The sequence below is a fragment of the Halobellus rufus genome, from assembly GCF_000739575.1.
GTDB lineage: Archaea > Halobacteriota > Halobacteria > Halobacteriales > Haloferacaceae > Haloquadratum > Haloquadratum rufum.
Genome location: NZ_BBJO01000024.1, coordinates 119,909 through 132,074 on the forward strand (window position 1 = coordinate 119,909; position 12,166 = coordinate 132,074).

10 protein-coding genes and 2 pseudogenes are annotated in these 12,166 nt (G+C 56.0%); 4 read left to right on the forward strand and 8 right to left on the reverse strand.

What is annotated here, in order from left to right; translation table 11 throughout:
* Positions 1-53: 53 nt before the first annotated feature.
* A complete protein-coding gene (locus tag ACP99_RS10635) occupies positions 54-755 on the reverse strand; it encodes a class II aldolase/adducin family protein (RefSeq protein WP_049986581.1) in 702 nt (233 codons plus the stop codon).
* Positions 756-880: 125 nt separating this feature from the next.
* Here ACP99_RS10635 and ACP99_RS10640 point away from each other — a divergent pair, with 125 nt between their 5' ends.
* Both ACP99_RS10640 and ACP99_RS10645 read left to right on the forward strand, forming a co-directional pair.
* Entirely contained in the window at positions 881-1,807 is a 927-nt protein-coding gene (locus ACP99_RS10640) for an ABC transporter substrate-binding protein (protein WP_197052433.1), read from the forward strand.
* 99 nt (positions 1,808-1,906) lie between these two features.
* Positions 1,907-2,791 (forward strand): DMT family transporter, encoded by an 885-nt coding sequence (locus tag ACP99_RS10645; protein ID WP_049986583.1) that lies wholly within the window; start codon positions 1,907-1,909, stop codon positions 2,789-2,791.
* Between the two features lie 33 nt (positions 2,792-2,824).
* On the opposite strand, the gene ACP99_RS10650 is transcribed toward ACP99_RS10645, so the two are convergent.
* Positions 2,825-3,745, reverse strand: a complete 921-nt coding sequence (locus ACP99_RS10650; protein WP_197052434.1) for a dihydrodipicolinate synthase family protein — start codon at positions 3,743-3,745, stop codon at positions 2,825-2,827.
* A 169-nt stretch (positions 3,746-3,914) separates the two neighbouring features.
* Positions 3,915-5,015, reverse strand: a complete 1,101-nt coding sequence (locus ACP99_RS10655; protein WP_049986585.1) for a Bug family tripartite tricarboxylate transporter substrate binding protein — start codon at positions 5,013-5,015, stop codon at positions 3,915-3,917.
* A gap of 103 nt (positions 5,016-5,118) precedes the next feature.
* Here ACP99_RS10655 and ACP99_RS10660 point away from each other — a divergent pair, with 103 nt between their 5' ends.
* Entirely contained in the window at positions 5,119-5,709 is a 591-nt protein-coding gene (locus ACP99_RS10660; RefSeq protein WP_049986586.1) for a DDE-type integrase/transposase/recombinase, read from the forward strand.
* Between the two features lie 123 nt (positions 5,710-5,832).
* Here ACP99_RS10660 and ACP99_RS10665 read toward each other — a convergent pair whose 3' ends face one another.
* The 5 genes and pseudogenes from ACP99_RS10665 to ACP99_RS10685 all read right to left on the reverse strand — a co-directional run bounded on the left by ACP99_RS10665 (position 5,833) and on the right by ACP99_RS10685 (position 10,511).
* Positions 5,833-6,258: a universal stress protein gene (locus ACP99_RS10665; protein WP_049986587.1), complete on the reverse strand. Its 426-nt coding sequence runs from the start codon at positions 6,256-6,258 to the stop codon at positions 5,833-5,835.
* A gap of 56 nt (positions 6,259-6,314) precedes the next feature.
* A pseudogene (locus ACP99_RS19250) lies at positions 6,315-6,945 on the reverse strand (IS6 family transposase).
* 235 nt (positions 6,946-7,180) lie between these two features.
* On the reverse strand, positions 7,181-8,722 hold the full coding sequence (locus ACP99_RS10675; protein WP_049986588.1) for a tripartite tricarboxylate transporter permease: 1,542 nt from the start codon (positions 8,720-8,722) through the stop codon (positions 7,181-7,183).
* Positions 8,723-8,767: 45 nt separating this feature from the next.
* Positions 8,768-9,340 (reverse strand): tripartite tricarboxylate transporter TctB family protein, encoded by a 573-nt coding sequence (locus ACP99_RS10680; RefSeq protein WP_049986589.1) that lies wholly within the window; start codon positions 9,338-9,340, stop codon positions 8,768-8,770.
* An 82-nt stretch (positions 9,341-9,422) separates the two neighbouring features.
* Positions 9,423-10,511, reverse strand: a complete 1,089-nt coding sequence (locus ACP99_RS10685; RefSeq protein ID WP_081927422.1) for a Gfo/Idh/MocA family protein — start codon at positions 10,509-10,511, stop codon at positions 9,423-9,425.
* Between the two features lie 172 nt (positions 10,512-10,683).
* Between ACP99_RS10685 and ACP99_RS19255 the strand changes: the two are divergent.
* Positions 10,684-12,152 (forward strand): annotated as a pseudogene (locus ACP99_RS19255) (aldehyde dehydrogenase family protein).
* Positions 12,153-12,166 lie beyond the last annotated feature (14 nt).

Consider the following 12,166-nt stretch of genomic DNA (forward strand, 5'->3'; position numbering starts at 1 on the left):
AACCTACTCCAATAAACCAGAATTACAGTAATAAATATTCCGACGACTAAATCTCAGTCTGTCACTTGTGCAGCCAGATGCTCCCAAACGCGGTCCAACACGAGGTCGCTCAAGAGGACGTCGTCGACCATCGTCCGGACCGACTCAACCGGTCCGGTGTAGTACGTCGGCTCGCCAAAGAGTTCCATCTGGTACTGATATCGGGCGTTCAGCACGAAGTATGTCGTAGCCGTAACCACTTCGCGAAGGTCGAAACCAATGACGTTCGCCCCGTGGCCAGCAACGAACTGGGCCCGATGGTCACCCAGGTTCTCCGCCAACCGCTCTCCTTCGGCTTCGGTTACGACGAGCCGCCCGCCCTCCGTGTCAAAGTCGCTAAACGTTGGAACTCCGTCAGCAAAGAGCGCGGCCATATGAAATACTGGTTTGTACTCGATATCGAGGGCGGTGAAGGGCATAATTTCGTCAGCATGGTGGTGAACGATAGCATTCACATCATCGCGTTCCCGGTAGATGGATCGGTGAATGACCGTTTCCCCGTACGGACGAACATCCGCGTTTAACACCTCACCGTCGAAATTCATCGTGACGATATCGTCTTCAGTGACGAGAGCGGGACTCCGAGCACGCGAAATAAGCAACTTGTCACCGTCCGGATGACGACAGCTGATATGGCCGAAAATCCTGAATATCCCCTCGTTCGCCAACATCCTATTCGCCAGTACGAGTGCTTCACGGAGATCTGCTACTCCCATTACCAACTGATGTATTCGCTTGCCGGTTATCAATTGTGGGGTAGGCTCCGGCGGACCGGTGTCTCACCGTCGGTCGGCAAGCGTTTGCAAGAGGATTTATGACTCCCTGCCGGCATCGTAGTCATATGGCTGCCGAACGTTCCCTACGATTCAGTATCACACCGTTTAACTACACTAGACAGTTCTACTACGCCTTGGAGAAAGGTATCGTCCGACCGGAAGGCGTTTCTGTCGACGTGGTTCATAAACACTCTCCTCAGAAGGACCAGGCGATAGTGTGTGGCGACGTTGACGCCACAACGATGTCACTAGGAAAATACGTCATCACCAAATCCATTAGCCACACGGACGTGTTTCCCAACGACCCGAGCGTCGTCGGCGCCGGACTTTCCTACCGACAGGGAAGCGGGCTGTTCGCCCCCTCGGACTCAAACATCGCCGGCCCCACCGACCTCGAGGGCGTTCGCCTCGGGATCCACGACCAGTCCGGCGCTATGACGTTCCACAAAGCGATCCTGGACCACCATTTCGACGTCGACGTTGACGCCATCGACTGGGTCGTCGACACGCACCAGAACTTGTCCAAGGCGTTCGAGTCGAGAGAGGTTGACGTAGTCGAACGCGTTGGTGACTGGTACTGGGACTACCTCGACGACCCGAACGTCGAACTGCTCTACGACCTCGCGGACGGATGGCACAAACTCGAAGGTGCCTACCCGCTCATTCACCTTATCGTCTTAGATCGCCGGTTCTGCGAAGAGAATCCGTCGACTGTCGATGCATTCCTTCAGGCGCTCCGGGACTCCCGTGATTACCGAGACAACTATTACGAAGACGTGCTGTCGGCGCTTCGGGGAGACAGCAGAAAGGGGGAGAGCGAACAGAGCATCGAACGACTCCAGCGTATCACGAAAACGGCGACGCTACCAGTCACACTCGACGAGTCGGCGAAGGCGAACATCCGAGCGTGGATGGACTACGCGGTCGAGTATGGCGTGCTCGCCGAGGCCATCACGGATGATCGACTCTTCCCAGAGTGGGCGGACGAATGAGGGGATTGATGCGATGGCTCCCCCGCCGCACCGGCGGTCGCAATTTACTCGTCACCCTCAACCGCGTAAGCCTAGTGCAAACCGACTGATTTGGTATCTATGGTCCAATATCTCGCAATAGCATTTACACTGGTTAGCGCCCTCGGTATCGCGGCCTACAGTCTCTTCATCCGCATCGGGACTTCCAAGAGCGATGGGACAGTCAACGACGCCCTGGTCGTAATCCTATTGTCGAATTTCGTCATCGTCGCCCCGGCGACGGTGTTTCTCCACCACTCCGTGACGGTCACACCGGTTGGTATAGCGGCCTTCGTTGGAGCCGGACTGGTCGCAACTATACTGGGGCGGATTAGCTACTACAAGGGGATCGAACTCGCTGGCTCCAGCCGGACAGAACCGCTGAAAGCGACGCAATTGGTCTACGCGACCGTCATACCGGTGATCGTGCTCGGGGAGGTACTCTCTGTACTCCAAGTCGCCGGCATTCTCGCGATCATCCTCGGTGTCGTCGCCATCTCGCTTGAGAGTCAGTCCGAGAATGTCTCGTCACTGGCCAGTGCAAAAACGGGGATCCTATTCGGACTCGCATCGGGACTGTTCTACGGTCTAGAACCGACGCTCGCCAAGATCGGGATCGCGGAGAATGTCCCCATTCTGGTCGGAATCACTATCAAGACGGTCACTGCGCTAGTATTGTTCGTGACGTACCTTCGACTGAGCGGATGGAGTTTCACCGCCCGCTCGTCGAGCAGCTGGTTTTTCATCGCAGCAGGCGCGGCGAACACCGTGTTCCTCGTGAGTTATTACGCCGCACTTGAGAGAGCGCCCGTCACCATTGTCTATCCCATCCTCCAGACGAGTCCGCTGTTTATCATCGGCCTTTCGCTACTGTTCGTGCCGTCTAACCTGGAGCGAATAACCTGGAAACTGGTACTCGGTTCGGTGATAATAGTCGCCGGCACTGTGATCGTCATTATCGCCTAAACAGCAGTGGAGGAATATCGGGGGAGACAGTTACTAGCCGTCGATATCCTCGACGAGCCTGGCCCACTGTCGGCCCGATTCACGGGCACCTTCGAGAAATCGCTTCGGCGTAACGTGGTACGGTGGACGAGTGGGACCCGCTTCGAGGTAGCCAGCGGCGTTCATCCGGATCTTCTCCAGGGATATGGTGTGCCGACGAAAATCCTGCATATCCTTGGGGAAAAATGGCTCGTACGTCGCTTCGATGCGATCGGTCAGGTCCCTGGCAGCCTCGATTTCACCCCCGAGTAGCAAGTTTCGGAGTCGAACGACTGGCTTCGGACCACACGCGACGCTACTGGACCAGCATGCAGTTGCCTGATCTGGGAACCACTTGTTCGCCAAGAACCAATCCTTTTCGATAGTCATCATCTGGATACGGCCGTCAGCGGCGTCCACACAGTCCCGGTAGGCAGCGTCGATAGTCCCGTACTTCGCCGCGGCAACCTGTGGGATCTCGGCGAGTGCCTCCCAGTAGTCAGGGGTCAGCGTGTTCTTGAACGCACTTGGGTTGTGATAGACTACGATCCCGAGTTCTGGGACTTTCTCCGCGACATCCCGATAGAACTGGATCGTCGCCTCGAAGGAGAGCTCGCACCACATCGGTCGCCCGAGCATAATTCCGTCAGCGCCGATATCACGAGCGAACTTCGCCCGGTCGATCGTGTCACGCGTGTTCAGCGTCGTCGGACCCGCGACGACTGGGACATCGCTGTCGACAGCTTCGACGACAGTCCGGGTGAATTCTTGCCACTCTGTATTGGTGAGTGTGGCTGCCTCACCGAACGTCCCGTTGATCATAAGCGCGTCGAGGCCATCGTCTACCAGCGCGCGCGCGGCTCGTGCCGCCTCCTCGTGATCAACAGTGTCTGATGCGTCCGGCTGGTCGGCGTCCGGCGTCGCTGGTGTTGGCATAATACCGAATACGCCACGGACGTCTTCGTAAGTCAGTCGTAGCTCACTCGCATTCGACATAGCTAACCATTCTCAAAGACGTGTAATAACAATTGTGTTCAGCGGAGACCTGGTTACCGTGATCAAGACTACAGACGCACTCTAGAGATACAGATCGACTCGACGGCGGTTACCCCCCAAAGCTGTCCTTGATGATCGTATTGAGCGGATCGGTCGTGAACTCCTCTCGAATGCTGTCGAGTCGGTCGTTGACTACCTCGGATCCGACTGCCGGTTCGAATGCTGGCCGTTTCGCCTCCTTCAGATCACCGAGGAACTCGTCGTTGTTCACCACGCTCTCGAAGGCGTCTTTTTGCTTTTCGAGAATGCCCTCCGGAACGCCAGGCGGACCGGTGACGAACCGGCCTAATTTGGTTAGATCCGATACTCGTTCAATGTTGTCGGCGTCGATGTCCGACAGGAAGAGGTTGCCGGATACGCCGGCGCCTTCTATGTACTCTCTCACCATTTCGTTGTCCGATAGGACGCTGTGCAGGCCGACGCTTTCTAGCGAGAGGACGACCTTCATTACTGCCGGAAGTGGGAGGAACGAGCCACCTACTTCACCACGCTCCATTCCGGCGACAATATCCGCGCCGCTGTCATAGTGGACTATATTTAAGTCCTCGGACTGGAACGCCCCAGTCAGTTCACCCAGCAAGACCAAACCGAGGTGGGGTTGCGACCCCTGCCCTGCCGTGGCCCAAGTGATGTCAGGAGCTTGTTCTGCGAGGTCGCTCCACGAATCGACCTCGAGGGAATTGGCGACCGCGATGCCGGCCGGTGGCTGCGTTAGCAGCCCGACGTGGCTCATATCAGTCGGCGCCCCGGAGAACCGATCCGCGATATCGAACGCGACCAGACCAACGTCGTTCAACATCGTCAAGGTGTAACCGTCCGCGTCAGCCTTGTACGCGCTGTTGGCTCCAAGAACGCCACCCCCACCCGGCTTATTCTCGACCTTCACGGATACGCCGAGTTCCTCCTCAAAGTACGGGGCAGCCGACCGGATGTAAGTATCGTATCCCCCGCCAGAGGACCCGGGAGCAATGAAGGATATCTCTTCGGTCGGATACTCGATTTCGGTATCAGTCGGTGAGTCCGACGAATCATCCGCTGGAGAGGATTCCCCACCGCCGGCGTTCTGGCCGCTGCAACCGGCGATACCGACGAGGGCACTTCCGGTGATACCAGCTTTCGCTACAAAGCACCGCCTGCTATGATCTACCATAGTCGTTCTGAGATACTTGGATGAAATATATATATCTATGGGTTAGAACGGGCACTGTTCAGATAAGATCGAAAAGTGAGGCGGTTGTAGTTCGTTGGTGCCTATGCAAGAACCAAACCGCCTCATCGAGTGTAGTGACTTCCCGGAATTAGAGTTTGTGGAGCGAGAGGCGACACCCGAGCCGGCGATGAAGCTGGGTATCCAACTGCATTTGTCTGGATTATCGCTGTCGGATACCGACTCTGTATTAGAAAGCGTGGGTGCCGAACGTGGTCGAACCGCTGTTCACAACTGGGTGCAAAAGGCAGGATTACAGCCGACAGACGGACAGAATCCGGATTACGTCGCGGTTGATGAAACCGTAATCCGGGTGAATAACCAACGCTACTGGCTGTTTGCCGCAGTCGATCCCGACACAGATCGCCTGCTGCACGTGCGACTCTTCCCGACCAGAACCACGGCGTTGACCGAAATGTTTCTGGTCGATGGCGCACCCTGGCTGCAGGCGGCCTGCCATCGTCACTCGCTCCGATTCCAACACGTCACCCACGGGAATCGGAATGCCGTCGAACCCTCCTTCAAAGAACTCAAGCGCCGAACTGAGGCGTTTGCCATCCATTTCAGACACGCTGAGCCGAACACAGCTGAAACGTGGATCCAAGCATTCGTCGTCTGCTTCAATCAGCCAATCTGAACAGTGCCGAGGGGGGAATGCACACACTTATGACGAAAAGCGGGGGAGAACCAGATCAACTGACATCGAGGTAGATTCTCGACAACGAGAGTCTGGATTGGCGACCTATTCAGTCCCCCTTGGCTACGCTATTACGGTAAGGACAGGACGATCTGCGTTGAGAAGAATTGACTGTGTTACGCTCCCGAAGAGCGCTTTCCCCGTGGGAGACCGTCGTTGACCACCGACCACGATATATCTTGCATCGAGATCCTCCGCATATTGGTTCACCTCAGTTTGCGCGTCTCCTACCCGGCCAATTGCTTCGTACGCTATCTCGATGTCCTCCGCGGCTTCGTTGGCGTGCTCGGCGGCGAACTGCTGAATTCTATCCATATCGACAGGCCGGTTTTTCTTTTCGAGACTGGTCGCTTCGATCTCTAGGAACTCGTTTTTGGATAATACGTGAATGATGTGCAGCGGTTCGTCAAACGCCTCCGCTAGCATACCGGCTTCCGTCACGACGTGCTTTGCACGGTCTGAGCGGTCTACCGCAGCAATAATGACCATACTAGTCCCCTAACCATCGGCAACAATAAGTGTTATAGCTTTTTTTGGGGCACTGTTCAGATTAGCTGATTGAAGCAGACGGCGAATGCTTGAAACCATATGTCGGCGGATTTCGGCTCAGTGTGTCCGAAGTGATTGGCAAACGCGTTCGTTCGGCGTTCCTTCTTTTTAAACACGCGTTCGACGGCATTCCGATTCCCGTGAATGATATGCTGGAATCGGATGAGTGGCGATAGTAGGCCGCCTGCAACCACGGCGCTCCATCGGCCAGAAAGAATGCGTCGGAAACGAAATGTTTCTCGTGGAGTTCTGCGAGGAACATCTCGGTCAGCGCTTGAGTTATGGTCGAGAACAGTCGCACGTGCCGCATACAGCGTCTCGGGATCGACCGCGGCCAACAATTAGTAGCACTGATCGTTCACACGAATTACAGTCTCATCAACTGCGATGAAATTCGGGTCCTGTCCCTCTGTCGGCTGTATATCTCTTCTGAATCCAGTTGTGCACGGTGGATCGACAACGCTAGACATAGAGGCTGACGAGCACAGAGACGGTATCCGCCAGCGATAATACCGCCAAATACAGCTGGATACCCAGCTTCATCGCCGACTCGGGTGTCGACTTGCGCTCCACAATCTCTAACTCCGGCAAGTCACTACAGTCGGTGAGGCGGCGAGCTTCTGGCATAGGTACCAAGAAACTACGACTGCCTCATCCTTCGAGCTTATCTGAACAGTACTACCCATCCGGGTCCAAACACAGACTAGAAAACGTTTGAATGCTTCGTTCATTAACCTAATCTGGCCACTGCCAGAACGGCCACCAAGCTGTCCGATCCGGCAGAACGAACACGGTCGTCGGACTCAGGAGCCTGGTTCGATATGTGATCGAATAGTACCATTAGCGGCTTGGGTTCACCCTTTCACGCCCCGGAGGATCGAACCGAGCGATACACTGGAAGAAGCAACATTAGCACTATCAACGATATCAGGATTAACGACAGCGGTCGTGCGTACAACACTCCGACGTCACCACTCGAAATCTGAAGCGCCCTATGGAAATTGTCCTCCGCGATCGGTCCAAGTACCAGTGCGATGATCAGGGCGACGCGGGAGAGATCAAACTTCACCATCATCAGCCCGATCAGCCCGAAGCCGGCAGTCAGGGCGACATCGAGCATCTGTCCTCGAACGACGAATGCGCCGTACATCGCGACGACGATGACGATGGGTGCAATCACCGTGACGGATACGCTGGTGATCCTCACGAGGTACTTCGCCGAGATGAGCCCAACTGTCGAAGTGAGCAAATTAGCGATCACGAGCGCGAAGATGACGATAAAGACGATCTGAAGATTCTCCCGAAACAGGAGTGGCCCAGGGGTTATGCCGTGGATGATGAACGCACCTAACAGGACCGCCGTGGACGCTGACCCGGGGATTCCGAGGCCCAGTGTTGGTATCATTGCTCCACCGTCCTTCGCGTCATTCGCGGCTTCGCTTGCAATGACGCCCTTGATATTTCCCGTTCCAAACGAGTCAGGATCTTCGTCCGTATGCTGGGCCTGCAGGTATGCCAGGAAGTTCGCCACCGTGCCGCCAGCGCCCGGTACGATACCGACCAGCCAACCGATAGCGCTACTGCGCAGAAACACACTCCAGTTTCGAACGACTTCTTTCGCGCCTTTTAGCACGCCGCCCGAAACCTCGACGTCGCTGGCGATGCTGGAATTTTCACCCATCAGCTTAATCATCTCCGAGATGGCGAACAAGCCGATGATGAGCGGAACAAGGGGGAATCCCGAGAGTAAATAGTCCGTGTCGAACGTGTACCGAGCCGTCCCCGTGACCGTGTTGAGCCCGTGGAAGGCAAGCATCAGGCCAAACGCACCCGCAATGAGGTCGCCTATTACAGATCCGCGCGTGACGACCGCAATGGTCGCCAAGCCGAGCAGCGCGAGCCAGAAAATATCCACCGAGTGGAATGCCACAGCCAACTGGCGGATGAACGGTATCGTCACCAAAAATAGGGCGACTCCGAGCAGTGCGCCCGCGGCCGAGGAAAGCGCGCTCGCTCCGATTGCTTCGCCAGCGCGTCCCTGTCTGGTCAAAGGATATCCGTCCAAGAGGGTCGCTGCATTGGGCGCATCGCCGGGCGTATTCAGCAAGATTGCAGTGATGGACCCTCCAAATGCAGTCCCTCCGAGGTTCGCAACCAGAATCATAATCGCGACGTTCTTGTCAAGCTGGAAGGTGATCGGAATGAGCAAAGACATCGCCACTGGTCCGCCAAGTCCAGGGAAGATACCGGCGATCAGTCCCAGCAGCGTAGCGAGTACGATAAACAGCAGATTAGTCGGCGTAAAGATAGTCTCGAGTGCGATCCGGACGGCCTCGGCTGATTCACCCGTCGACTGGAGCAGCATCGGTTCCAGGAAAGTAGGGTCAAGCACGGGGATCACCACCAGAGAGTGAGATGCTTAACACACGGGCGAAAATCGCACTGAATTTCACCAAAGACCACCACCCTTAAAAAGAATTCCTGTCCAGAGGCTCGAATCGAGCAAGCGGACGAACAGAAGGTAGACGAACACGAACGCTATCCCGGTCACCATACCGGCTTTTTTCAGATTGCGATTGAAACGATAGACGAAAAAAAACACGAAGACCACGAGCCCGAGGACGTGGCCAAGCAGCCAAATTACTGCCACGGCGAGGGTCGTCCAGAGGATCATCTCGAACTCACGCTGATACCGAAGTAAATCCTCCTGCTCCGTGTCTCCCTCGTCCTCTAAGAATTCCTCAGGGCTTCCGAAGAGCTCCACCCGTTTGATATCAAGGCGATCACCCGCTAGAAGCACTGCTATCTGGACGGCAACGAGACCGAGGAGCGAGATGCCGACGATTAGGGGGAACAGACGCGCCGCAGCCGAGTACGAGAACGACTCGACCACGAGAAGGGTAGTGTACGCGAAGATGCAGGCGAAAAACACGGCGCTCCAATACCGCCCATCGACGCGTCGAACGAACTCGAGTATGTGTTTATGAGGCCCACTGAAAGCACGGCCGTCAATTTCTACCATAGGTTTGAGTCATTCCGGCGTTCCACTTATACTTGCGGGTTGTAAGGGTTAACAATCGCGTCCACACCAAATGATTTCTCTGTTACCAGGATTGGATAGTCACCGTTCGGAGGGGACGATCTAGCGGCAACGAAATATGGGAGCCAGTGGAGTGTGAGACGTACAGGCCGACGATGGCTTCGAGCGAACGGAGCGCTTCGACACCCGGTGAACAGTTAGTCGCCTCGCCTTGCAACAAGGCGCCGACGTGTCGGGCCCCGGTGGTGAATCCAGCGGCGTAGTCAGTATCCCATACCCAGGTATCGTCTGCCTGAATGGGAAGCGGTTGTTCGATGTGCGTACCGTCTTCGAGTCGCCAGTACCGCCACTCGCCATCGTCCACGTTGAGGGCGAATTTCCCACGGGATCCGAGGAACTGAAGTGCCATCGAAGACGCTGCACGTGGAGGCGTGCAGTCTAGTGTCACAAACGCCCCGTTCTCGAGGAGAAGATACCCTCCACCGCCGGCGTCGTCGGTCGGTGGGTCGGCGTCCGGAGGATCGGCGACGAAACCGGAAACGGAAGCGATGTCAATATCGAACAGGTAAATCAGCATATCGAGGAGGTGCGTGGAGTTTCGCATAAGCTCCTTCCGGTACTGGAGGTGGGCGCTATGAAGATCGCCGAATAGATCCGGTCGTTCAGCGAGTGCAGCTTTGAGTTGCATAAATTTCTCCGTGAATCTGAACGTATGGTTGACAAGAAGTTCTGTTTCTGTCCGCTCACAGACGTCCACCATCTCTGCCGCGTCGGTATAACTCGTCGCTAGCGGCTTCTCACACCATATCACGTCGGGGTCTGCCGCCGAGGTCGCTGAATCAAGGACGTGTTCGTGATGGTACATCGTCGGCGTACACACCGAAACAGCGTCGAGATCTTCAGACGACAGCATCGCGTTGTGGTCTGTATAGCGGCTTTCCTCCGGAACATCCCAGAGGTCACCAAACAGAGAGAGGTTTTTTCGGTCGACGTCCGCGACCGCGACGAGGTCCACCTCGTTTGTTGCGGCGTAGCCGCCGGCGTGGCTCATTTCGATCCTGTCAGGGGTAACGTGGTTTCCACGAGTCGCGCCAAGGCCCATCCCAGCGACGCTTCCAGTGCCGATTATTCCGGCTCGAAAGGGTGTATGCATAAATCAATCTCACGGTGTACCTTCATATTAACCTTGTCTCTTTCGCTCTACCGGTCATTAGTGTAGGGGATTGCCGATTCCGGCGACTACGCTGTCGTTCTGGTCAAGTGATAAACAGCGTGAGAAAGACTAACAGCAATAGCTATTAAGGAGGAGTCTGAAAGATGGCTCTATGGGAGTCAGAGACGTGGGTTTCGAGACCCCGAAGCTGTTGATCGACGGCGAACTCGTCGATAGCAACTCCGGAGCGACATTCGAGACGCGGAATCCAGCGACCGGAGAACACCTCGCCGATATCCCTCGTGGCGAGTCACAGGACGTTGATCGCGCCGTCCGCGCAGCTCGAGAAGCGCAATCCGAGTGGTACCACGACTACAGTATCCGCGACCGAGCAACGATGCTCCGGAAGTTCGCCGAACTACTGCGCGAACACGCGGAGCATTTGGGCGCCATCGACGCCGCCGACAGTGGTAACCCGTACACCGCTATGAAGGGCGATGCGGAGGCCGCTGCCGAATGCGTCGACATCTTCGCTGGTCTCGCACTCGAGATCAAAGGGGAGACAATTCCCGTGTCCGAGGACACGCTGAACTACACGCTCCAGCAACCATATGGTGCGTGGGCCGAATAATCGCGTACAATCATCCGGTACTTTTCGCCGGATCGAAGTTTGCCGCCCCGATCCTGGCGGGTAATACCGTCGTTATGAAACCGCCGGAACAGGACTCACTTGGTGTTATGGAACTGGCTCGGTTAATCGCTGAAGCAGATATCTTCCCGGACGGTGTCGTCAACGTCGTTTCTGGCTTCGGCGACGAAGCCGGCTCACCTCTCGTGACGAACCCGGACGTCAGAAAGATTGGATTCACGGGTAGTGTCCCCACCGGCGAGATGATTCAATCCCAGGCAGCAGAGAGCACCACGGACGTGCTCCTCGAGCTTGGAGGAAAGAATCCCTGTCTCGTGTACCCAGATGCCGATTTGGAGGAGGCAGTTACCGCAAGCATCGACGGTATGAACTTCACCTGGTCACAAGGCCAGTCTTGCGGGTCTACGACGCGGCTTTTCCTCCACGAGAGCCACTACGAGGAAGGGTTAGATCTACTCAAATCGAAGGTCGAATCGATAACACCTGGTAACCCCCTGGACGAGGACGTCGAGATGGGTTGTCTCATCTCCGAAGACCAGTACGAGAAAGTAATGCGATACATCGACCTCGGGAAGCAGAGCGATGCCCGTCTGTTAACGGGCGGAACCCATCCAGAAGGAGAGGAATTCGAGGACGGATATTTCATCGACCCGACCGTCTTCGCAGATGTGACGATGGACACACGCATTGCTCGCGAGGAGATATTCGGCCCAGTTCTCTCGGTTCTGAAGTGGAACGACGAAGATACTCTCCTGCAAAAGGCGAACGACGTTGAGTACGGTCTTACTGCTGCCATTTTCACTAATGACCTCACGAGAGCTCACCGCGTCGCGAAGCGGCTCGAAGCGGGCTACGTCTGGATTAATCAGGCGGGAAGCCACTACTGGGGCGCTCCATTCGGCGGGTGGAAACGTTCCGGGATCGGCAAAGAAGAAGCGATCGACGAAGTTTTCGAGTACACGCAAAAGAAAAACGTCAACGTGAAACTCTGATCAATGGGGGTTGT

Excerpts from the sequence above, each read along its gene's own strand:
- ACP99_RS10635 (WP_049986581.1), bottom strand. The coding sequence starts at position 755 with ATGGGAGTAGCAGATCTCCGTGAAGCACTCGTACTGGCGAATAGGATG.
- ACP99_RS10640 (WP_197052433.1), top strand. The coding sequence starts at position 881 with ATGGCTGCCGAACGTTCCCTACGATTCAGTATCACACCGTTTAACTAC.
- ACP99_RS10645 (WP_049986583.1), top strand. The coding sequence starts at position 1,907 with ATGGTCCAATATCTCGCAATAGCATTTACACTGGTTAGCGCCCTCGGT.
- ACP99_RS10650 (WP_197052434.1), bottom strand. The coding sequence starts at position 3,745 with ATGCCAACACCAGCGACGCCGGACGCCGACCAGCCGGACGCATCAGAC.
- ACP99_RS10655 (WP_049986585.1), bottom strand. The coding sequence starts at position 5,015 with ATGGTAGATCATAGCAGGCGGTGCTTTGTAGCGAAAGCTGGTATCACC.
- ACP99_RS10660 (WP_049986586.1), top strand. The coding sequence starts at position 5,119 with ATGCAAGAACCAAACCGCCTCATCGAGTGTAGTGACTTCCCGGAATTA.
- ACP99_RS10665 (WP_049986587.1), bottom strand. The coding sequence starts at position 6,258 with ATGGTCATTATTGCTGCGGTAGACCGCTCAGACCGTGCAAAGCACGTC.
- ACP99_RS10680 (WP_049986589.1), bottom strand. The coding sequence starts at position 9,340 with ATGGTAGAAATTGACGGCCGTGCTTTCAGTGGGCCTCATAAACACATA.
- ACP99_RS10685 (WP_081927422.1), bottom strand. The coding sequence starts at position 10,511 with ATGCATACACCCTTTCGAGCCGGAATAATCGGCACTGGAAGCGTCGCT.